This window comes from Ruminococcus sp. AF31-8BH, from assembly GCF_003460605.1.
GTDB lineage: Bacteria > Bacillota > Clostridia > Lachnospirales > Lachnospiraceae > Blautia_A > Blautia_A acetigignens.
Window position 1 is genome coordinate 24,209 of the sequence record NZ_QTVN01000011.1, and the last position, 23,649, is coordinate 47,857.

Annotated in this window: 18 protein-coding genes and 1 pseudogene; all 19 read right to left on the minus strand. The window is 45.2% G+C overall.

Annotated features, from left to right (window positions below; translation table 11 throughout):
- The 19 genes and pseudogenes from minE to DWZ38_RS14280 all read right to left on the minus strand — a co-directional run bounded on the left by minE (position 1) and on the right by DWZ38_RS14280 (position 23,610).
- A complete protein-coding gene (gene minE, locus DWZ38_RS14190) occupies positions 1 to 243 on the minus strand; it encodes a cell division topological specificity factor MinE (RefSeq protein WP_117853605.1) in 243 nt (80 codons plus the stop codon).
- A gap of 84 nt (positions 244 to 327) precedes the next feature.
- Complete coding sequence (gene minD, locus DWZ38_RS14195; RefSeq protein WP_021925857.1) at positions 328 to 1,110, minus strand: septum site-determining protein MinD; 783 nt, start codon at positions 1,108 to 1,110, stop codon at positions 328 to 330.
- A gap of 94 nt (positions 1,111 to 1,204) precedes the next feature.
- The gene (locus tag DWZ38_RS14200; protein WP_021925858.1) at positions 1,205 to 4,102 is read right to left on the minus strand and encodes a penicillin-binding transpeptidase domain-containing protein; all 2,898 of its coding nucleotides are present in this window, start codon (positions 4,100 to 4,102) and stop codon (positions 1,205 to 1,207) included.
- Positions 4,087 to 4,614, minus strand: a complete 528-nt coding sequence (gene mreD / locus DWZ38_RS14205; protein WP_021925859.1) for a rod shape-determining protein MreD — start codon at positions 4,612 to 4,614, stop codon at positions 4,087 to 4,089. The genes DWZ38_RS14200 and mreD overlap by 16 nt, the downstream gene beginning before the upstream one ends.
- A complete protein-coding gene (gene mreC, locus DWZ38_RS14210; protein WP_117853608.1) occupies positions 4,604 to 5,524 on the minus strand; it encodes a rod shape-determining protein MreC in 921 nt (306 codons plus the stop codon). Before mreC ends, mreD begins: the two co-directional genes overlap by 11 nt.
- Before the next feature lie 19 nt (positions 5,525 to 5,543).
- Entirely contained in the window at positions 5,544 to 6,557 is a 1,014-nt protein-coding gene (locus tag DWZ38_RS14215; protein WP_117853610.1) for a rod shape-determining protein, read from the minus strand.
- Positions 6,558 to 6,606: 49 nt separating this feature from the next.
- Entirely contained in the window at positions 6,607 to 7,317 is a 711-nt protein-coding gene (radC, locus tag DWZ38_RS14220; RefSeq protein WP_021925862.1) for a DNA repair protein RadC, read from the minus strand.
- 124 nt (positions 7,318 to 7,441) lie between these two features.
- Positions 7,442 to 9,040: an FAD-dependent protein gene (locus tag DWZ38_RS14225; protein WP_117853613.1), complete on the minus strand. Its 1,599-nt coding sequence runs from the start codon at positions 9,038 to 9,040 to the stop codon at positions 7,442 to 7,444.
- A gap of 21 nt (positions 9,041 to 9,061) precedes the next feature.
- Positions 9,062 to 10,240, minus strand: coding sequence for an NAD(P)/FAD-dependent oxidoreductase (locus DWZ38_RS14230; protein ID WP_117853615.1), 1,179 nt, complete (start codon positions 10,238 to 10,240; stop codon positions 9,062 to 9,064).
- A gap of 48 nt (positions 10,241 to 10,288) precedes the next feature.
- Complete coding sequence (locus DWZ38_RS14235; protein WP_117853618.1) at positions 10,289 to 11,569, minus strand: methionine gamma-lyase family protein; 1,281 nt, start codon at positions 11,567 to 11,569, stop codon at positions 10,289 to 10,291.
- A 197-nt stretch (positions 11,570 to 11,766) separates the two neighbouring features.
- Complete coding sequence (gene miaA / locus DWZ38_RS14240; protein WP_021925866.1) at positions 11,767 to 12,714, minus strand: tRNA (adenosine(37)-N6)-dimethylallyltransferase MiaA; 948 nt, start codon at positions 12,712 to 12,714, stop codon at positions 11,767 to 11,769.
- A 13-nt stretch (positions 12,715 to 12,727) separates the two neighbouring features.
- A complete protein-coding gene (gene mutL / locus DWZ38_RS14245) occupies positions 12,728 to 15,070 on the minus strand; it encodes a DNA mismatch repair endonuclease MutL (protein WP_117853621.1) in 2,343 nt (780 codons plus the stop codon).
- An 18-nt stretch (positions 15,071 to 15,088) separates the two neighbouring features.
- Positions 15,089 to 17,713 (minus strand): DNA mismatch repair protein MutS, encoded by a 2,625-nt coding sequence (gene mutS, locus DWZ38_RS14250; RefSeq protein WP_347519899.1) that lies wholly within the window; start codon positions 17,711 to 17,713, stop codon positions 15,089 to 15,091.
- 103 nt (positions 17,714 to 17,816) lie between these two features.
- The gene (locus DWZ38_RS14255) at positions 17,817 to 18,767 is read right to left on the minus strand and encodes a site-specific integrase (RefSeq protein ID WP_243000273.1); all 951 of its coding nucleotides are present in this window, start codon (positions 18,765 to 18,767) and stop codon (positions 17,817 to 17,819) included.
- Positions 18,765 to 18,905: pseudogene (locus tag DWZ38_RS23140) on the minus strand (hypothetical protein); the annotation flags it as partial. The pseudogene DWZ38_RS23140 and the gene DWZ38_RS14255, both read right to left, overlap by 3 nt.
- 24 nt (positions 18,906 to 18,929) lie before the next feature.
- On the minus strand, positions 18,930 to 19,124 hold the full coding sequence (locus tag DWZ38_RS14260; protein ID WP_117853626.1) for a hypothetical protein: 195 nt from the start codon (positions 19,122 to 19,124) through the stop codon (positions 18,930 to 18,932).
- A gap of 67 nt (positions 19,125 to 19,191) precedes the next feature.
- Positions 19,192 to 19,389, minus strand: coding sequence for a helix-turn-helix domain-containing protein (locus DWZ38_RS14265; protein ID WP_173769984.1), 198 nt, complete (start codon positions 19,387 to 19,389; stop codon positions 19,192 to 19,194).
- A gap of 1 nt (position 19,390) precedes the next feature.
- The gene (locus tag DWZ38_RS21985) at positions 19,391 to 20,182 is read right to left on the minus strand and encodes a hypothetical protein (RefSeq protein WP_178105342.1); all 792 of its coding nucleotides are present in this window, start codon (positions 20,180 to 20,182) and stop codon (positions 19,391 to 19,393) included.
- Between the two features lie 1,289 nt (positions 20,183 to 21,471).
- Positions 21,472 to 23,610 carry a PcfJ domain-containing protein gene (locus tag DWZ38_RS14280; protein ID WP_178105343.1) on the minus strand — a complete coding sequence of 713 codons (2,139 nt, stop codon included), beginning with the start codon at positions 23,608 to 23,610 and terminating at the stop codon, positions 21,472 to 21,474.
- Between the last annotated feature and the right edge of the window lie 39 nt (positions 23,611 to 23,649).

Sequence of the window (23,649 nt, forward strand, 5' to 3'; positions counted from 1 at the left end):
CTATTTGTCCTTTTTCCTTTGCACAGGAATGTACGCCATAAGAACCGGCGGCTCCTGTGAAATCTGTATTTTCACTTTACTTTCTTCTATGGAAACATACTTTTTCACAGTATGTACCAGGTCACTTTTTAACATTTTCATCATCTGTGGGGAACATTCAATACGCTCGGAAATCAGAAGAAGCTTCATTCTGTCCCGGGCATATCCTGCTGAACGCCTTTTCTCATGTAAAAAGGTCTTCATAAGAATTCCTCCTCGCGGCTTGATGATTTACATAAAACTTTTATTGACAACTATCAGGATCCAGTCTGTCCTTCCTGCACTCTCTCAGTGTCTTTTAAATAGTCTGGAAAGCATGCCCTTCTTCTGACGGATCTGGGCAAAAGGAACTTCCTCCCCCATAAGCCGCCTGCAGATATTGCGGTACTCCTCCTCCGCCTGAGAGTTTCGGCCGGATAAGGGCTCTCCCTGATTGGTCGCCACCACGATCTGCTCATCATCCAAAAGGGTTCCGATCAGATCCACAGCCAGAATTTCCGTCACATCATCCACAGACATCATATCCCCTCTGGCAATCATATCCGGGCGAAGCCTGTTGATAATAAGATGAATGTCCCGCAAGTCATTGGCCTCCAGCAGGCCGATGATCCGGTCCGCGTCACGAATGGCGGAAACCTCTGGAGTGGTAACTACAAGGGCCTTGTCAGCACCTGCAATGGCGTTTTTGAACCCCTGCTCGATCCCGGCTGGACAATCCAGAAGAATATAGTCAAATTCTTCCCGCAGATCATCTGTCAGCTTGATCATCTGCTCCGGGGATACCGCCGTTTTATCCTTGGTCTGGGCAGATGGCAGCAGATACAGCTCCGGATGACGCTTGTCCCTGATCAGTGCCTGTTTCAACCGGCAGCTTCCATGAACCACATCCACCAGGTTGTAAACGATCCGGTTCTCAAGTCCCAGCACAACGTCAAGGTTTCGAAGACCGATATCCGTGTCCACAACCACTGTTTTTTTGCCCATCATAGCCAGTCCGGTTCCAATGTTGGCAACGGTAGTTGTTTTTCCCACACCGCCTTTTCCGGATGTAATGACAATGACTTCACCCATTTTTTCTGATTCCTCCTAAACAAAATGTTCCAAAATCCTGGTATTCCTCTTATGGTTATGCCTGCGGAAATACTGCCGCAGGCATAGCTTAAGTTTAGTCATTCGATGTATCACTGGTGTCTGTAGAAGCGACTCCTGTGAGAATAGAATCTTTATCTGCAAGATTGTACATATATTTAAAAGTATCATTAGCTATCAGACACGCATTACCGGAACTGTAGCCATTGGCAATACGGATTGCCACCGCATATTCCGGATCGGATGCAGGCGCGTAGCCAACGAACAGACCATGGTTCGGGTGACGCAGATCCAGCTCGGCAGTACCGGTCTTACCAGCCACCTCAATGCCCAGTCCGTCGAACTGGCTGTGGGTCTGGATTACACGGCGCATACCATCATGGAGCACATCCCAGATATTTGAAGAAATATTCACTACATCCTGCAGTTCCGGCTCATATTCCTCAAGCACTTCTCCCTTTGGATCCGTTACTTTGTCGAGGAGGGTAAGTTTAAATACGTTACCGGAAGTTGCCACAGTTGTTGCATATCTGGCCAGCTGTGTTGTGGTAAACAGGTTGTTTCCCTGTCCCATGTAGGACGGAACTGCTTTCGCATCGGAAACCTTCGGAGAAGCCTCGGAAAGCTCGATTCCGGTCTTCTGATCAAGCCCGATCAAAGAAGCATACTCCTGAAGCTTGCTAAGGCTCTGCACCTCAGAAAACTCATTGTCCCCAACCTTTCCAAGCTGGAAACCGATCATATTAAAGAAATAGTTACAGGACTGCTCAATAGCGGTACGGATATCAAGACCGCCGTGACCTTCCTTGTTCCAGCAGTTGATCGGCGGATCTACATAATCGAAGGTACCGGTACATTCAATATAAGTGCCCTCGTCAATCACGCCCTCTTCCATACCTGCAATGGTGGAAAGAAGCTTCAGGGTAGAACCTGGCGCAGTTGTCTGCTGGGTGGCCTTATTAAAGAATGGGCTGGACTGATCCAGTGCCAGTTTGGCATAGTACTCTGTATCCATATCGTTGGTCAGTCGGTTATTGTCATATCCTGGATAAGATACCAGGGCTACCACATCTCCGTTCTTCACATCCACAACCACTGCGGAAGCAGAACAAGGCATAAGGGCAAGCTGTGCAGGTTCGATTTCCAGATTATAGATCTTATTGATCATAAAATCATAGGCACTTGTAGCTCCGGACGCCAAATTCTCATAAGATCCGTCCTCCTTATCCAGAACACCCTGCTCATACAGGGCCAGACAGATCTCCTGACCGGAAATGGTATCATTCAGAAGCATATACTTATACAGCAGCTTGGAAAATCCCGTATCTGTACTCAGATAATCAATGATATATGCAGTCAGTGCCTGATAGATCTCATCAGAATCCAGATATTCTCCTTCCGGAGAAAAGCTACTGATGTTGATCCAGCCCTGACTTGTGGCATAGGTCAGATAATCCTTCAGGCTGATGCTCTCATCTGTAGTCCATGCCTTGTAAGTAGCATCGGAAGTATCGATGGCATCACGGGAAATGATTCCAAGGGTATCCCGAAGAAGGTCATTGCAGATATAGGAAAGGTATTCCTGGGTCTCTGTATCCTCGTCCTTATAGGCCGGCGGGTTGGAGCCATTCAGCTTCGAGCTTATTGTATCAAAAACGCTCTGCTGCTTTTGCTGAAATTTGGCATATAAATTTTTTTCTGTATCAGAAGCATCTGTACGGTCAAATTTGTTAATATCGATCACACTGTTGGAAATCAGTGCGTTGTATACATCATAAATCGGAATACGGATCTGGCTGGCATCTGTCACAGCAGAATAGTCAAAGGTTTTCACCGCATCGATCTTGGTAAGGAGCACACCTGCCACACGCTGCTTCAGAATCTGGTAGATTGCGGACTGCCAGTCTGTATCAATGGTAAGCTGAACGTCATTACCTGCCACAGGCTCTACCTTGGTATCCTCATCAATTTTCAGAACCTTTCCAAGGTTATCCACGTAAACGGTTTCCTTACCGTCTGTTCCCTGAAGGGTAAGCTCCATATACTGCTCGATTCCAGCTTTACCTACAATGGCATCATTGGAGTAATCCGGGTTCTGCTTGCGAAGCTCTGTCAGTTCCTCAGAGGAAGCCCTTCCCGTGTAGCCAAGAATAGGCGCCATGCTTTCGTCGTCTATGTACTGGCGGATAGAATCCTCCACCACATCGATTCCCTGAAGTCCGGTCTTATTCTCCATAATGGCAGCCACAGACTTTTCGCTTACATTGGTCGCAATGGTCACCTGCATGTATTTCTTGAAGCTGTTGGTATTCAGTTCATATCGGATAGTGGCAATATCCAGCATTTCCTGTTTCGTCAAAGTCTGAGGCAGACCATGGGAGGAAAGCTCTTCTTCCGTGTACGCCCTGTCGCCCTCCAGAACAATGGAAAACTTCTCGGAACCGGTAAGGAATGCCATCATTTCATCCGCAGTTGCCGTTTTCTGCGCATCCTCCAGGTCATCGATCAGCGCCTGGCCGTAAATATCCGCACGGAAACGGTTCAGGGTAAATCCCTCTGATACATCAAAGGCATATTCCCCGCTGTCGTCTACCACAATATGAAAAGAATGGGTGATATCATCCCCATTGCTGTGCAGGATCTGAAGCACCTGATAAGCCACGCCGTTCAGGGTAAGGTTCTTCTCTCTGGTAGAAGTGTAGGTTCCGTTATCCTCAAAGGTCAGGGAATAGGACAGCACATTGGATGCCAGAATATCTCCGTTCCGGTCCAAAATGTTCCCCCTGGTGCTTTTGATCACACGTTCCTTGGTGGTTCTTGCTTCAAATTTACTGATATAGTCCTGTCCCTGGATGATCTGCAGGTCAAAAAGCCTGCGGACCAGCACAACAGACATCAGAACAAATGCCAGGACCAGGACGGTTGTTCTTTTTAAACTGATTTTTCGAAAAATACGTTTTATTTTAGTACCCAAATTGACTCACTTTCTTTCCTTGCAATATTCATGTAGCGATAGTTGATGTAACGGAAAAGCCGATATACAATCAAGGTAATAAATACCGTGTAAAACATCTCCGGAATAATAATCCTGTACAGGTATGTACGAAGTCCAAGACGTCCCCGGAGAAGGAACTGCAGTCCGTAGACTGCCAGATTATACAGAAGGTCCGCACCTGCAGTAAGAAACATGGGAACCTTCACGTCATCATCATAATAAATTCTGTGGGCATATCCGCTCAGATAGCCGATGTACATATAGATCAAAGCATAAAATCCAAATATGGATCCGAAAAACAGATCCACCAGAAGCCCGGACAAAAAGCCTGTCCACAGCCCGCTCTTACGCCCCCGCATCAATCCCATAGACACACACAGGACCAGCATCAGGTTGGGCGTCACAGAGCCAATGGAGATCAGATCCATAACCGTGCTCTGCAGCAGAAAGCATACTACCACAGTGAGAAAAAAGACGACCTTACTCTTCATCCGCACCCTCCTGTACACTCTTCGCTGTATCTGCCGCGCTGTCATCTGTCATATCCTGCTTGTTGACTGTAATTACAAATACATCCTTCAGATGGAGGAAATCCACAGGCGTTACAATGGTACCGGTCTTGGTCAGGTTATTGCTGTCTACCTCCACCTCGCTTACATAGCCGATGAAAAGCCCTTCCACGAACTTCTCACTGATATTGGAGGTCACAATACGTTCCCCGACTGTCACCTTGTTTTCCTGATCATAAAGCTGCTCAAAACGAAGCTTGCCCTCATCGATCAGCTCCAGGTCACCGTTTACAATACAGTTGTCTGAGGTGCTTACGGTCATTGCGCTGACGCTGCTGCTGTCATCTATGATGGAGCGCACTGTTGCCCAGGAAGAACCGACTTCCGTAACGATTCCTACAAGTCCCTTGCCTGCGATTACATTATTGTCCACGCGGATTCCGTCCTTGGAGCCCTTGTTGATCATAAAGGTATCGTACCAGTTGCCCGGATCCTTGGAAATAATGGTGGCTGCAACCTTTGGATACTCCTCGTAGGTCTGGTCCAGGTCATAAAGCTCTTTCAGGCGCTGGTATTCTCCCTGATCCTGGATCAGCTTGTTGTTCTGCGTGGTAAGGCTGTCAATCTGTGCTTTGAGCTCTTCATTTTCAAAAATCAGGTCCTGCTTGTCCTGGAAGCTGTCCCTTGCAGAACGGATCATGGAGCCGATCTTCTCAATGCTTTTCTCAAATGGCACAATGACGATTCCTGCCGCCTCCTGAAGAGGAGCAGTGGAAATGCCCGATGCAAAGGTGGACACAATGCAGCACAGGCAGAAAAGCGTCATGATTGCCAGCAGATGCTTGCTTTTTAAATTAATTCGGAAACGAAATTTTTTCTTCAGGTTTTTCATGAAATGGCACCCCTAAAACTTATAATTTACGCTGTGTAATGGGTTGTGCCCACTTGCGCAGCTCCCTGTCGTGAATGATCTTCTCAAGTCCTGTGACCGAAGAGGTCTCATAAAGGTCGGACAGGTTAAAAGAATATCCGGTATAGCTTGCCAGATATGTATCTATGTGCGGAATCCTGGTACTTCCGCCCGTGAGGAAAATTCCCTCCTTGGCTATGTGGTAGGAAATCTGAGGCGGAATACGCTCCAGAAAAACCTTCATCTGGGCTCCGATCTCATTAACGCAGTTCATAATGCCTGCATTCACCACATAGGCAGAAATCACTTCTTCTCTTGGAAGTCCGGATACACTGTCGATTCCAACTACCTTGCGGGCCTGCTTGTGCTGGTCTGCAAGACGCCCCATTACAAGCTTCAGCCGCTTCCCTGTACGGGTTCCGATCTGAAGGTTATAGCGCTTGCGCACCTCGCTGCATACAGCTTCATTCATCTGCCGTCCCCCGATGGGGATCTTCTTGCTGATAATGATCCTGCCCCCTGTGATAATGGAAAAATTCGTGCTCTGGGCACCGATATTCACCACCATGCTTCCCTCATTGTTCTCCAGATCCACGCCCATGGCAATGGCATCTGCAATGGGTGCCTCCACCATATAGACACGGTTCTTGCGAAGCCAGTGGCCATTTGCCACCTGGTAATAAGCCCGTTTCTCAATGGCAGTCATGTCAAGAGGGACTGCAAAATACATAACAGAGCCTATTCCTAAAATTTTATCAATTTTTCTCATCATACTGTAAAGTACAATTTCCTGCAGTTCCAGATTGGCTATCATACCAAAAGCCATCGGCGAACTTACGGAAATGTTAGATGGTGCTTTTTCAAACATTTCATACGCTTCGTTGCCCACGGCTATGATTTTGCGGCCTTTCGCCGCAATCATGTTCTTCTCAATGTAGCTTTTATTTCGAATCATGGAATAGACCTTGACGGAACTGCTTCCAAGATCTATTCCATATGTTTTTTCAAACAGCATATACCTGTCCCTTCATCATTTTACCCTTCCCCAAAGGTGCACTTCCGAATTACACAGGAAGCATTCCCTGTTCCCGAAAGCTTACGTATTTCTGGTCACCGATCACAATGTGATCCAGAAGCTTCACCCCTATCAGCTCCCCTGACCGGTAGATCCGTTCCGTGATTTCCACATCACACTCACTGGGCGAAGGATCGCCGCTTGGGTGATTGTGAACCAGGATCAGGCTCACGGCGTGGAACTTCAGTGCCTCCACAAACACCTCTCTGGGCGTGATCAGTGTGGCTCCTACCGTCCCCTTTGAAATCGTCTGCTCCCCAAGAAGATGATTCCTTCCATCCAGCAGCATGACGATCAGCATCTCCTGCTCCTCGTGACGGAGATGTTCCATATAGTATCTTGCTATTGTGACGGGATCATTGAAAGAAAGTCTTGGTCTGGCAGCAGCAGACGCCATCCGCTTGGAAAGCTCCCCGATACATTTCAGCTGGACGGCTTTGACCTTCCCGATTCCGTTCACCTTCATCAGATCCGGCAGGGACATGTGAAGCAGTCCCAAAAGCCCCGGATATGAGGTATCTTTCGTAAGACTTAAGATTTGATTGGCAAGTGCAAGAGAATTGGCTCCCTGCACCCCGTTTCTTAAGATCACTGCCAGAAGCTCGCTGTCGCTTAGCACCGACGGTCCCCACTTGAGACATTTCTCATAAGGCCGTGAAGACTCCGGCAGATCTCTGATGGTCTGCGTTATTTCATTCATATCTTTGTACCTGCAGTTCTCCAGGAGATAAATCGTTACTGTTCACATTTTGCCTGTAAGCAGTAAGGATGAATTACAACGCAGACTCATTTTAGCATAAAAAAGGAGAGATGTACACTCTCTCCTAAATTTTTTTAAACTTTTTCGAAATAGCCTCTGCCACTTTGATGCCATCCATGGCTGCAGAAGTGATTCCCCCTGCATATCCGGCACCTTCTCCGCAGGGATAGATTCCTTTATAATTTGCCTCCAGGGAGTCTTTCTCACGAACAATTCTTACTGGTGAAGAAGTACGGCTTTCCACACCGGAAAGGACGGCATCCGGTCTGTCAAAACCTTTGATCTTTTTTCCAAAGGCCAGAACGCCTTCTTCAATGGAATCTCCGATCTCTTTTGGGAAAATACTCCGCACATCCCCCGGGGTATATTCTCCTTTAATACAGGGCTCTACTTCTCCAAGTGCGGTGCTTGGCCTGTGATTCTGATAATCCTCAAACAGCTGTACCGGAACTTTTCCATTTCCAGCCTTCCATGCGGCACGCTCCAGACTGCGCTGGAATTCTACGCCCCCGAGAGGTCCTTCTTCCGGGAAATCCTCCGGGGTCACGGACACAATCAGGGCACTATTGGCATTGCGGCTGTCTCTTGCCTGGTAGCTCATGCCGTTGACTGCCAGTCCTCCCGGCTCAGAAGAAGCGTTGACCACGTATCCGCCCGGGCACATGCAGAAAGAATAGACGCCTCTGCCGTTTTCGCAGGTGTGCGTTACCTTGTAGGCAGCTGCTCCAAGCTTCTCGTTTTCTTCTTCCCCGTAGAGCGCCATGTTGATCATGGACTGGGGATGTTCCATTCGAACGCCTACTGCAAAGGATTTTGGCTCCATGTAGATTCCTTTTTTCTCAAACATGGCAAAGGAATCCCGGGCGCTGTGTCCCACTGCCAGCACACACACCTGAGCTGGAATCCTTTGTTCCCCGTTTATTTCAATTTCTTTTAACTGTCCCTTTTCCAAAACCAGGTCTGTTACTTTGGAACGGAAGTGGAAGGTCCCTCCCATCTCCTCGATCTCATGGCGCAAAGTCTCCACAACGCCTACCAGCACATCTGTGCCAAGATGAGGTTTCTGCTGGTAAATGATCTCCTCAGGCGCGCCAGCCTGTACAAACCGTTTCAGCACCTCATGGTTTCTTCCGGAAGGATCTTTCACAAGAGTATTCAGCTTTCCATCGGAAAAAGTTCCAGCTCCCCCTTCTCCAAATTGTACGTTGGAATCTGGATCCAGCACCCCGTTTTTCCAAAAGGCTTCCACCGTTTTCTGGCGGATATGGGCTTCCTCGCCGCGCTCTAACACAACCGGACGGTAACCCGCCTTTGCCAGATACCATGCGCAGAAAATTCCTGCTGGACCGCTTCCCACGATCACAGGTGGATGTTTCAGTTCTTCATTGCCAGGTGTCGGGAAAATGTATTCTTTTTTGTCGGTTAACGTAATATTATTATCGTGAACTTTTCGGACAATCTTGCCTTCCTGATTTTTTTCCTGCAAAGAAACGTCCACAGTGTATACGAATTTTTTGTCATCCTTGTGGCGGCAGTCCAGGGACTGCTTCACGATTTCGTAAGAGAAACCTTCGTTTTTCAGACGAAGGGCCTTGCGGATCTTATGGGCAAGCTCTTCCGGCGTATGATTGATTGAAAGTTTTAACTGGGTAATTCGGATCATATTGTTTCTCCTTGCTTTTTCTTATGATCTGCCGGCATTCATTCCTGCAGCGTACCCGCTGGACCACGCCCACTGCAGGTTGTAGCCGCCGCATTTTCCGTCGACGTCAAGCAGCTCGCCTGCAAAGTACAGGCCGGGGATCAATCTGGATTCCAGTGTTTTTGCATCCACTTCCCTGGTATCTACGCCGCCGGAGCACACCTGTGCCTGTTCAAAGGGCTGATAGCCTGTTACTTTAAGAGGGTAGCTGTAAATGGCTTCCTCCAGATTTTTGGACGCCAGAAGCACTTTGGCAAGCTTATCCGGGAAAAGTCCGGTAAAAAATTCTTTTTTGCCTTTATAGGGGCTGTCCTGTTTTCGTTTTTCCAGAAACGCAGCAAGTTGTTCCCTGGAAAATTCGGGCAGGAAATTCAGGCGCAGCTCTGTTTTTTGGCCCTTCCAGAAAGCACGGATGGCATAGCGGCTGATCTGAAATACAGGAATTCCAGACACGCCGTAGTCTGTGAGCTGCAGTTCTCCTGTTTCTTCTGCGATTTTTTTCCCGTCTGCGTACAGGGAAATCTTCCCTTCGGTGCGCACTCCGGCCCAGCCGGAAAAGCCTGTGTTTTTGCATTTCAGTGCAGTCAATGCCGGAAGAGGCGTAATTACAGAATGTCCCAAAGCGGCAGCGATTTCATAGCCGCTTCCGTCTGAACCGGAAATGGAAGATGCCCTGGAACCGTTTGCCAGAATCACAGCATACCCTTCGTAAGTCCAGCCCTGGGTATGGATTTTCCAGATGTTCTTTTCTTTGGAAATGCTTTTTACCTGCTCATTGGTTTTGATCTTCACCCCAAGGCTGCGGGCCTTCATGCACAGCACCTCCGCCACGCTGGAAGCCTGTCCGCTGTGGGGATAAAGATATCCGTTATTTTTATTTACCGGGTAAAGCCCAAGCTCTGTGAAAAAATCTACTGTATTTTCTACGGAAAACTGGTTCAGAACTTCCTCCCAGAAGCCCGGATTGTCGCTTCGGTAAGCGTCAGTCTGCTTCTGGAGATTGGTGAAATTGCATTTTCCGTTTCCGGTGGCGCAGATTTTTTTGCCTGGCTTTTCATTTTGTTCCAGAATGGTTACGGCTGCGCCGTTTTCCGCCGCTGCAATAGAAGCCATCAGGCCGGAGGCACCGCCGCCTATGATTACAACACGTTTTTTATCCATATAAACTCCTGCAAATGTCTGCGAGTGTGTCTGAAAAAGGCTCCAGCTTTACTGCGGCAGCTTCACCAGATCCTGTTCTACTAATTTCTGCAGAGACATCATAACGCCAAGCTTTGCGTGCTCCCAGGTAAGTCCGCCCTGGAAATATACGGCGTATGGTTCTTTCACCGGTCCGTCTGCGGAAAGTTCGATGGAAGAGCCCTGGACAAAGGCACCTGCAGCCATAATCACCTGGCTGTCATAGCCTGGCATATCCCAGGGTTCCGGATCTACATAGCTGTCAACCGGTGCTGCGGCCTGAATTCCTTTGCAGAAGGCGATCAGTCTTTTCGGGCTGTTTAAGGTGACGGCCTGGATAATATCCTGTCTTGGTTCCGTGGAGTTGGGAACAACGTCGAAGCCTAATTTTTCATAAATATTGGCTGCGAAAACAGCGCCTTTTAATGCGCCCTTTGTTACCATAGGTGCCAGGAAAAAGCCCTGATAGAAGGAGCGATTTACTCCAAGGGAAGCGCCTACCTCTGCGCCAAGTCCCGGGCAGGTCATGCGGTAGGAAGCATTTTCCACGCATTCTTTTGTTCCTGCAATGTAGCCGCCGATCGGGGCAAGTCCGCCGCCTGGGTTTTTGATCAGGGAACCGACTACCATATCTGCGCCAACGTCGCTTGGCTCGATGGTGTCTACGAATTCGCCGTAGCAGTTGTCTACCATGCAGATTACATCTGGTTTGATGCTTTTTACAAAGGAGATGAGCTCGCCGATCTGTTTTACGGAAAAGGATGGGCGGGTCATATAGCCTTTGGAGCGCTGGATTTCTACCAGTTTTGTTTTTTCGTTGATTGCTTTGCGGATGTTTTCGTAGTCAAAGGTGCCGTCTTCGAGAAGGTCTACCTGGCGGTAGGTGACGCCGTATTCTGCCAGGGAGCCTTTGGATGGGCGGATTCCAATGACTTCTTCCAAAGTGTCGTATGGTTTTCCGGCTGGTGCCAGCATTTCATCCCCTGGGCGGAGATTTCCGAAAAGGGCGATGGCAAGGGCGTGGGTTCCGCATGCGATCTGAGGGCGTACCAGACAGGCTTCGGTGTGGAAGGTGTCTGCGTATACTTTTTCCAGGGTGTCGCGGCCGTAGTCGTTATAGCCATAACCTGATGAGGAGCCGAAGCATTCCTCGCTGACACGGTTTTTCTGCATTGCCAGAAGGACTTTCATCTGGTTGTATTCTGCAGTTTTGTCGAACTGTTCGAATCTTTCTTTTAAAGATTCCTCTATCTCATGGCAAAAATCATATACCTGGGATGAAATTCCAAGTTGTTCGTATAATTCTTTCATAATAATTCTCACCGTCTGTTTGACGGCATTCCTCCATTTTTTGTGTTATTTATAAGTGTATCGTTCTCCGGACGTGAGTTCACAAGGTATATTCATCGCAGGTCTCCGTTAAAACCGCTCCTGAAATGACCTGCTCACGAATATACCTTGCAAACTCACTGGCTTCTGGTAAACTGATAGTATTTTCAATAGCCAGATTAACCAAGTATCCCCTTTTCACGGCAAATGCTCAGCATATACTCCAGCATTTTCCCGTCGTCATACCCGAACTCGTCTTTGTTGATCCATAGGGTTTCCAGTTCTCTGCGGAACCAGGTGAGCTGGCGCTTGGCGAAGTGTCTGGTGTCGCGCTTCAGGATGCGCACGGCTTCTTCCAGGGGCATTTCTCTGTCCAGATAAGCCAGAATCTCTTTATATCCAAGCCCCTGCATGGAAACCATCCCTCTGTGATAGCCCATGCTCTTCAAAGCCTCCACTTCCTTTACAAGACCTCCAGCCAGCATCTCATCCACCCGTTTATCAATCCGCTGATAAAGCAGTTCCCTGGGCGCGTTCAGCACGAAATAGGCAAGATTATACGGGCTGACCCTTTCCTGCTGTTCTTCATTGTGAGCGGAAATCGGGCTGCCGTTTTGGTGGTAAAACTCCAGGGCGCGGATTACACGCTTCACATTATTCTCATGAATTTCCTCCGCACTTTTAGGATCCACCTTGGCCAGCATCTGGTGAAGATAAGCCACTCCCTTTTCCTGGGCAAGGGCTTCCAGGCTGGCCCGGTATCCGTCATCCTGTTCTGCCTGGGTAAAATCGATATCCCTGGTCACTGCCTGAATATAAAATCCCGTACCGCCAACCAGGATTGGAATATGCCCGTTGGCGTAAATCTTTTCCATGGCTTCCTTTGCCATTTGCTGGAAACGCACAATATGAAATTCCTCATCTGGCATCAGCGCATCCACAAGATAGTGAGGGACTCCCTGCATTTCTTCTGGCATAATCTTGGCTGAACCGATATCCATATATTTATAAACCTGCATGGAATCTGCAGAAATGATCTCACCGCCAACTGCTTTGGCAAGGGAAATAGACAATTTTGTTTTTCCCACTGCTGTTGGGCCGGTGAGGACAATAAGAGGTTTTTTCATGATTTCTCCTGTGTTACACAATTCGCTTAAATTTTTTCTCAATTTCCGTTTTGGTCATGGCAATGATCGTGGGGCGACCGTGAGGACAATTGTAAGGATTGTCCAGAGTCAGAAGCTCGTCGATCAGCTTGTCTGCCTCAAGGGCGGACATCTGGTGATTTCCCTTAACGGCTGCTTTGCATGCCATAGTCGCAAGTCTTGTGGTAAAAAGGTTAAACGCATCCTTCGAGCCTTCCCCACCCAGATTATCCAGCATTTCCAGAAACAGTTCTTCTTCGTGAAAGCCGTAGAGATTGGATGGAACTGCACTGATACAGTATTCCCGTCCTCCAAATGGTTCAATCTCAAAACCGTATTGCCTGAAGTACTCTTCGTTTGCCTTCAGCCGCGCCTGTTCCTCCATATTCAAGGTTACTACAAGAGGCGGACTTAAGTACTGGGATTCTATAGTTTGTTCTTTGAAGCGTTTTACAAAACGCTCATAATTTACTTTCTCGTGGGCCGCATGCTGGTCAATGATGTAAAACTGATTTTCAAATTCCACCAGCCAGTAAGTGTCAAACAGCTGTCCAATCAGCTTGTGGCGGCTTCTGGACTCCGGGGCAAGAAGCTTCTCATGAAAAAGTTCCAGCTGCTGCGGTGACTCCTGGGAAACAGGCTCCGCACCGGATTCTGTATCTGACACCTTGGAGGACGCCTCCGCAGATGACTCTGAATCTCGCAGAAGCAATACCGTGTCTGCTGCCTGGAAACCTATTCCCTGTTCTGCAATTTGCCCCGGATTCTGTGCCTGTACGTCCTCCGGTTGGAAGTCTGCAGAATTCCCAGCTTCCAGACCAGACATCCCGCTCTTGTCCATATTCTGTCCAACAGGTGTCATGCCCTGACTTTCTAAATTTTTCCCGGTATACGCTTCACTTTGTGCTGTCTGTGCAGACTGCTCAGTTTCCAGATTTCCCAGCTGAGCTCCAGGTTTATCCTGCATATCATTTGGCGCACCGCCAGCCTGACTGCTGCCATCATTTGTTTTCCCGACATCAGCTGCCATCTCATCCGCCTGTGCAGCTGCCTTCAGGGTTCCCGCAAAAAGAGCTTCCTCTTCTTTGCTAAACGGCTTGGCCTGATAAACTGCCTGCTCCCGAAGCATACTGCCAAACGGATACCCGGAACTGCTGCCGTATCCCCCGGACATTTTTCCCCCATTTTGCAGAAATGGTTTTCCAGCCTGTACCGGGTTGCCAGCCATATTTCCATAGCCAGGCTCCGGCCTGCGGCTTTTCTCAAAAGGCTCCGGAACAGCTCCGCGGCTTACTGCTGCAGCCTTTGGAACCCGCTCTTCTTTTCCTACAGGGACTACCGGAATCAGCTCCCTGTGAAGCAGGGCATTATGCACCGCCTCATAAATGGCATCATATACCTCGGTGCCTCTTGCAAAACGCACCTCCAGCTTCCTGGGATGCACGTTTACGTCCAGGTCATTTCCCGTCATCTGAATATGCAGGGAAACAAAAGGAAATTTATGCTGCATCACAAAGCCCTTATACGCATCCTCGATGGCCTTTGTGATAATGTTATTTTTCACAAACCGGCCATTTACATAGTAATTTTCAAAGCTTCGATTGCCTCGTGACACCTCCGGCTTCCCGGCAAATCCCTCAATCTTCATGAAATCGTTCTCATAGGAAACATCCAGGAGCGCCTTTGCCATGTCGCGCCCATATACGTTATAGATGACATCTTTCACATTATAATTCCCGGAAGTATGCAACTTCACCTGCTTGTTCTGAATATATTTAAAGGAAATTTCCGGGTGGGAAAGGGCAAGCTGCTCCATCATGGTTCCAATATAATTGGCCTCTGAAGTATCCGATTTCAGGAATTTGCTTCTGGCCGGCGTATTGTAAAAAAGGTTTCGCACCAGGAAAGTGGTTCCATCCGGCGCACCCATTTCCTCCATGCTCTGCTCCACGCCGCCCTCGATCACATAGCGAACGCCGCTGATAGCAGAAGGCGTCTTGGTGATCAGCTCCACCTGGGAAACAGCGGCAATACTGGACAAAGCCTCACCACGAAATCCCAGTGAGGCTATGTTTTCCAGATCTTCTACTTTTTCAATTTTGCTGGTGGCATGGCTCAAAAATGCAGTTGGCACTTGGGAGGCTTCGATGCCGCCTCCGTTGTCCGTAATGCGGATCAGCTTTTTGCCGCCGTCTGCAATCTCTACCGTCACAGCTGTAGCACCAGCGTCAATGGAGTTTTCTACAAGCTCCTTCACAACAGAGGAAGGACGTTCTACCACCTCGCCGGCCGCGATCTTATCAATGGTATGTTTGTCTAAAACTGCAATTTTTCTCAAATTATTTCTCCCGATGATTTACCATCTGTTTTTAATCTTGTTCTGAAGATTATAAAGGGTATTCAGCGCCTCCATGGGCGTCAGGTTTCCAATATCAATCCCCTTCAGTTCCTCAATGATATCATTATCCTGCACAGTGTCAAACAAAGACATCTGCGCCATGTCCATTTCTACTTTCGGTTTCTTCTTTGGAGAGGTGAGATCCTTCACGGCAGCTGTAATGTCCGCATCACTTAATTCCTCCACCAGCTCCTTAGCACGATTGATTACCGTATCCGGCACCCCTGCCAGCTTGGCAACCTGGATTCCGTAGCTCTTATCTGCACCGCCCTGCACGATTTTACGAAGGAACACAATGTCATCCCCCTTTTCCTTAACCGCTATACAGTAATTGGTAACTCCGGAAAGCTTACCCTCCAGCTCTGTCAGTTCATGATAATGAGTCGCAAACAGTGTTTTTGCTCCGCAAAGCTTTGTATTACTGATATGCTCGATCACAGCCCAGGCAATGGCAAGTCCGTCAAAGGTGCTGGTTCCACGGCCGATCTCATCCAGGATCAGAAGGCTTTTTGAGGTGGCATTGCGAAGAATATTGGCAACCTCTGTCATTTCCACCATAAAGGTACTCTGCCCGCTTGCAAGGTCATCAGACGCACCTACACGGGTAAAGATCCTGTCTACAATTCCGATGGTGGCTTTATCTGCCGGGACAAAGCTTCCGACCTGTGCCATTAGCACGATTAAAGCTGTCTGGCGCATGTATGTGGATTTACCAGCCATATTCGGTCCGGTGATAATGGAAATACGTTTTTTGCTGCTATCCAGATATGTATCATTGGCAATAAACATATCGTTGTCGATCATCTGCTCCACAACCGGATGACGGCCGCCTTTAATGTCGATTACGCCGCCTCCATTTACTTTTGGGCGAACATAGTGGTTTCTCTCTGCAACAAGTGCAAGAGATGCAAATACATCCAGCCCTGCAATGGCTTTGGCTGTACGCTGGATTCTCACAACCTCCATGCCTACCTTGTCACGCACATCGGAAAACAGCTGGTATTCCAATGCATAAAGCTTATCTTCTGCACCAAGGATCATATCCTCAAGGTTTTTCAGTTCCTCTGTAATATAACGCTCCGCATTCGCAAGCGTTTGCTTGCGGATGTAATTCTCTGGCACCAGCTCCCTGAATGTGTTTGTAACCTCAAGAGCATAGCCAAACACACGGTTATATTTGATTTTCAGAGATTTGATCCCGGTACGTTCACGCTCCCTGGCTTCTAACTCTGTCAGCCATTTTTTACCATCTGTGCGGGCACTACGGAATTTGTCCACATCTTCATTAAAGCCTTCCCGGATAATGCCTCCGTCCTTTTGGGCAAGAGGCGGCTCATCCACAATAGCACTTTTTATCAGACCGGTAATATCCTCAAGGCTATCCATATCCTCATAAATTTCTTTCAAAATCGGAGCCTGAAAATCCTTCAGGATCTGTTTGATATATGGAATCATTTCCAAAGAAGAAGCAAAGGCTACCAGATCTCTTGGATTTGCCGATTTAAAGCTGATGCGGCTGACAAGACGCTCCAGGTCATAAATGGGATTCAGATATTCACGAAGCTCATCACGAAGCATTGGATTTTCATTCAATTCCTCCAGTGCAGTCAGTCTACGGTTAATTTCTGCGGAATCGATCAGCGGCTGTTCCACAAAGGAGCGGAGCGTGCGGGCACCCATTGCCGTCTTTGTTTTATCCAGAACCCAAAGAAGAGAACCCCGTTTTTGTTTCTCCCTAAGAGTCTCTACCAGCTCCAGGTTCCGTCTGCTTGAGCTGTCAATCAGCATGTAGCGCTCGGCAGTATACGGGCGAATGGTAGTCATCTGGGAAAGTGCTGTCTTCTGCGTCTCCTTCAGATAAAGAAACAGCGCACCGGCAGCAATAATACCGCTGTCGTAATCACTGATTCCAAGTCCCTCCAGATTACTTACATGAAAATGCTCTTTTAACTCTTTCCTGCAGGTATCATCGTCAAAATACCATGCATCCAGAGAGAAAATACAGATTCCAAGACGATTTCTAAGATCATCTGTGTCCACACCGCTCATGAAAAAGGAATCATTACAGATAATCTCTGCAGGGCTGAATTTGTTGATCTCGTCAATCAGCTTCTGACTTCCCGGTACTTCTGTAAGAAAGCAGTCGCCTGTAGTAATATCCGCTATAGCACAGCCAAAACGGTCTGCTATAGAAACAATGGACATCAGATAATTGTTCCTGGATTCGTCCAGTGAGGTGGCATCTAAGGTTGTACCAGGCGTAACCACCCGAATAACCTCTCGTTTCACAAGTCCCTTTGCCTTCTTCGGATCCTCTACCTGCTCACAAATGGCAACCTTGTAGCCTTTCTCGATCAGTCGGTTAATATAGGTATCTGCCGCATGGAACGGAATCCCACACATAGGAGCACGTTCTTCAAGGCCGCAGTCTTTTCCCGTAAGTGTTAGTTCCAGTTCTTTAGATACCAGAAGGGCATCATCAAAAAACATTTCATAGAAATCTCCAAGACGATAAAAAAGAATACAATCCTTGTATTCTTCCTTGGTTTTCAGGTATTCGCACATCATGGGCGACATGTTCATACTTTTGCCAGAACCCCTTGATTTATCTGCATTTGCGCCGCTTTTGGAAGTGTTACTGCACGGTTTCTGCACGGTTTTTTTAATTTTCTCGTTATCAGTAGTATTATTCATATTTATCCTTTGTTGTATTCTCTTCAATTTGGGGAATATTTTCTTCTTCGTATGTTTCTATAAATTTATTGAACTCATCCGAAACATATTCCTTCTCCAAATGCGTATAATAGTTTGTCATATTTACGCTTGAATGTCCAGCAATTTTGCTTACAGTAAATGGCGACATATTTGACTGGTTCATTCTCGTAACAAACGTATGCCTAAATTTATGTGGATATACACTATAAAGATGTGGTTCCCTGTTTTCTATCTGTGCACGTTTTATCTCTTTTTTATCAATGATGTTTAATATACGTGAACATTCCTGAGAACCATACTGGGGAAGGAAGAGATTACCGGGCTTTGTTGTAAAAACAAGATCTGGGTATTCGTCTTTTAAAACGTTATTTGCGCCCCATTTCGAACCATATTTTTCCTTGTCCATATCCTGCTTTACCTTCCAAGTCAGAAAGGCATTTTCAACTTTTTTTGACATTGGAATCCAACGGTAACTTGCCTTCTTTTTAGGTGTTGTTATTTGTTTTGTATTGTATGGGTTTTCAACACGATTTTTTTTGTTATCATAAAAAATAGTTGTTTTATTAAGGGTTTTATAAACACGAATTCTGTGTGAATGAAAATCAATATCCTCCCATTGAAGAGCTGCAAGTTCTCCAATTCGCATACCTGTATTCAGGATAATATAGAACACTTCATAATATCTTGTATTTTTTGCAGCATTCAAAAAGGTTTCAATTTCTTCCTTGGTCAGAACTTTTTCTTCATCTTCCTGTAATGGATCGACTACAGCTTCTTCCGATTTCGCAATTAAAATCCCTTTACATGGATTCATGGGAATCATTCTGCTATCTACTGCACTGTTTAATAATAGATTTACAATCGTCAGCGAATGCTCCACTGACGTTTCTGCATAGCCATCTGCCTGTAATCTTTCCACCATATTACGAATATGGGCAGGGGTGAGACTTTCCAGTCTCACCGAGCCAATATAATCTGTAATTCGTTCAAATCCATCAACATAACCATTAATAGTCGTGTTTTTTAGGCGTCCTATATTATATAGCTTCATCCACTCATCAAACCACTCAGCAGTAGTATACTTTCATGCTTCTGCATTAAGCCCCATAATATATCTTGCTTTTTCATGATCACGCTTCTTTTTGAGTTTGGCTAAATTGCTGTCATATAAGTAGATTGGTTTCGGGGAACCTTTCGTATATATTCTGGCCACATATAGCCCATCTGATCTTTGGTAAAGCCCACGTCCAAGTTCTTTACCTTTTAAAGATTTACCCATATGGCATTCATCCTTTCCAGACCAGATCTCAAGTACATCAGAATATTATCACGTTCTCACAAAATATTCAAGAGTACTGTTTGTCCAGCCATTTTTCAAATTTTTTCTTATGAACAAGCGTTCTTCTCCCGATCCGGACCGTAAACTCATTTTCCGCCATTATAGTTCGCACAGTTCTTTCTGATAAACCAGTTAATTCGCATGTTTCCTTTACTGAAAGAAGAAGTTTCTCTGGTTCTTCCTGTTTATTTCCTTTTCTTGTCATATTATCCCTCATCTTTCGTAATTAAGTTATCAACCAACAACGTACTTTTATTTTCTCTTTGCTCCAGTAGTTTTTCTATTGCCTCCTGTCTTGTTATTCGTTCCCTGTTGGCTTTTAATGCAACATATTCCTGTGCCACTCCATATGCTTTACAACAGGCGTTATAGCTTTTATATGTTTTCCCACGAAATTCAAATTGTTTTTTCCGTTTCTTTTCGTAACAATAAGCAGCCGCCTCTTCAAACAGACAATTTGTTTCCCGCATGTGTCTAAGAACCAGTTTTTTAGTGATCCCAAGGGCTTTGTAACATTTTTCTTTTGACTCATATTCCTGTCCCATAACAACAACTCTCTGTGGTTCCGGCATTTTCCCTTTCACTTTAAGTGCTGCTTTTCTCTGGGCTTTTAACTGTTTCTTTTCATTTTTGCGAATGTAATACTTGACTGCTTCAGAAGCTGTAATATTTTCACGCAGCATCTTATTACACACCCAGCGATAAAGAATTCCCTGTTCCTTACAACATTTCTGAAGATCTGTATACACCATTTCCCCAATTTGTATCATTTCTTTATCCACAGCTGCTTGTCTGCTTGCATAAAAATCTGCTGCCTCCTGCACGGAACAATCATGACGGTATATATACCCATAAATATCTGTTTGGCGTATCTTAAGAACCCGGCAAAAATCGTGAAGATTATCATATTTTGTTCCATCTTCCAGATAAATCGGCTCTTCTGACATCTTCTGCCATTTTTCTTTCTCTGTCTTGTAATAAAACAAAGTTTCATCCACTCCAGCATTTTTATATATAATCCTGTCACACACCCATCTGTAAGAAATTCCAAGTTTCCTGCAACATTCTCGGACATCTACATATTTAACGCCTTCAAATGTAATAGGCCCAGTTCCAATTTTGTTCTTAACAGCAATATAATACCTGATTGCTTCTTCCTTGGAACACTGATTGTCTTTTATATAATTGTAAACATCAGCTCTTTTAATTCCATATTGCCTACATGTTGCTGATACCGATTCAATAGAATAATTGTCATCAAAATTCTTTTTTCTCCTTACAGGGTGATCTAAGAGAAAGAAATCCAGTGCATCTTGTAACGAGCTATTCAGCGAAATGCTTTTTTGTCTGACCTTGTTTGGCTCCAGATTAAATTCACGACAGCACTCTGTAAACATTGAATATTCCTTTTCTCTATAAAAAAACGGGGACGGATTACTATATTTTCTTTCTTCCGCTTTTTTTATGCAATGGGTCAATGCAACAGCTCCGGTTTTTCCAGTTTCTGCCATGCATTTTCGTACTGTTGATTCTGGTATTCCCATTTCCCTGCAGCATTTTGCTAAAGAAGGATATGTTTTTCCCTTGTAAACGAATTTTATCTGTTTCGTATACTTAATTGCTTTTTCTAATGCTTCCTGAATGGTATCACCATAATCATATTGGTAATGTCGCACGGTAAATTTATTTACACCATAAAATTCACAGCAGTTGTCGAGATTCAACCAATTCCGATTGCGAAAAACAAATTGATTCTGCTCACGTATTTCCATGAAATGATCAAGTGCCTCCGTGAAAGAACAATTATTCGTATGTCTATACCCTAAAACAGAACCATACTCAAATCCAAGTTTCTCACAACAATTTTTTTTGCTTAGGTATAAAATACCTTCATATTCAAAATAGAATCTTTCAAAATATTTGGTTCTCCGCCTTGGTTTATGCATAATATCGTCTTCCTTTCAACATATGGAGTTGACACAGCACATACTTTCCCCCTTTCGTATTGGAGATTGGCATTTGGAAACAATAAAAGCGCCTAAAATCAATAATCTTCTTGATTTTGGGCGCTCTATTCACGCATATAATTTTTTTAATCTCAAACAAAATCGAGATAAGAATTTACGCAGTATCTGCTGCCAAATGCCATTTTTATTATATCATTCTGTAGTTTTGTGTCAATTTCACCGTAGTTCCATATACGTAGTATTTTAATTTCATCACCATGATAATTTACAAAATTATTTTCTAAGACTCGTATGAGCCAACAATATAGGAATAATACCATTTATGCAGCATTTTCCATTAAATCTTCCTCCAGAATATCCGCAAGCAGCTTTCCAGTAAAGCCAAATCCGTTCACCTTTATTTTCTTTTCCCGCAGATTCTCAATTTCTTTCTTTCGAAGATCACGGCTTTTTAGCGAAAGAATCTTATCTTCCTTATTAAGTTTACGCGAAAGCTGTTTCTGCCAGCGCAATAAAAATTTCTCGGCCTGCTTAATATCCGGGTTCTGCCTGTTAAAATATGTCCGTTTCTGGCGTACTGTCCCATCTGGTTCTACTTCCAATGTATAATATGGCTTTTGGGGTGCATTCTTTTTTCTCAGGAACAAAAGATAAGACTCCTGTTTTACCATGCGCGCAAAATAAGTATCTTTTCCGATGATGCAGTGCTGCAGTTCTTCTCCTTCTTCCAGAATATCCTTGATTTTCCGCGGTGCCACAATTTGGAAAGTATGATCGCTATATTCATATTTTCTCAGGTTCTCACAGACGTTTTCTATACCAGGAAATTTTTCTGCGATCTCTTCGGCTTTTATATCCATTTTCTTCTCTATCATCAATTGAACCAGTTCGTTATGCCGTTTTTCCAGTTTTCTCACACGGTATATAATTGGATCCTTCACGTCTATACCAAGCTTTGACGCCATGTCAAGATAGTCTTTCCAGGTACCAATAAGCTCCTTTGGTTTTTTTTCACTTTCTTTTGCCTGTTTTTCCAAATAATTTTTTATCTGCTCCGGTCTCATCCGATCCAGTACAAACAAAAGCTCTTCCGGACAGATCTGCCATTTCGAGAACCAGGAAATCACGTTATCTTTCATCACTTTTTTAAATCCTTTTTCATAAATCAACCATTGCAGAAATACTTTTCCACCATGATTATTGCGAAGGCGGTTCAGGCGGAACATATCAATCCCAAGAGCATGTCCAAGCGAATCTGCTTCCTTATAAAAAATAGAAGTGCTGTTTCCTATGATTTCCTTTGCAAGCTCATTCAGCCCGGCTTTTATCAGTTGCTCCAGATAAGGATATTGCTTTAACCGATGAAAATAGGCTACCGGCTCTACTGTTTCACTTTTTCTGGCCAGCTCATGGAATCCGCTTCTTTTAAGCTGATTATTTTTTATTCCATGGAGTGACTTTTTGTAGATATGTCCCGGATAGCGGAGTTCATATCTACAATTCCCCCAGCAATAAGGGTTGTATGTATTTAATGACCCATGGATCCATCTGTTCTCTTCTGTCCCATGATAATAGCCCCAGTAAAATTCTTTTTCGTTAAGGTCTTTATCAAATACATATCGTCGCAGCTCTCTCCAGTTATAAACTGGTTTTGTATAAGCAACCATGTCATATTTCACATCTGCCCTGAATTCACGAATAACAAAGTTATCACCGCATGTCTGCAAAAGATATGCAGTTTCTTCTTTTGACTTTACCATGCGCTGCCTTCCCACTGCCTTATATTGGATCTTATGCCTGCAGTTAGGACATTTTCCCGTCCTGTTGTGTTTTACTCCATTCACCACCACATTCTTTTCGCACCATGTACAGTAGCCTGTGATATTTTTCTTCCGGGAGTATTCATAAAAAATGTAATTCTGTGTAATTCCCACTTTTTTCAGCCATTTCTCCCAGTCCTTCGGAGTTTCCCTAACATATTTCATAATCTGATCCCAGGCGGTTGTTCGTTTTAAATGTTTCTGTATCTTTTGCCTTTCCCGTACCTGATCTTCAAAATGAAAAAGGCCATAACATACATTATCTTTTCTATATTCCTCACCCAGGGTTTCCCATATTTGACTGCGGCTGTTTAGATCACACCAGGCATGATCTCCCTTTACACCTTTGGGCAGTTCAATTTTATCCAGCATTTTATTAGTCCATTTCTTCAGCCGGTAATCATATCCTATGAAGCAATCTTTTTCCTTATCAATGAACAGGGTATATAATGGTCTTCTTCCGCCAGCAGTCAAAATATCTGTAACAAAAAAACCAATTTTTAAGATATTTTCGTCCATTTCTGCCTGAATGAACAAACCAATTGGATATTTCATTCTATCATAAGCCATATTTCCGATAACTGGAATATCACTTTCTGCCGCCAGAACCATCTCCTCCGATGGTTCCAATACCTTCATTTTTTTAAGCTTTCGTTTTTCCATCTAATTTGTCCTTTC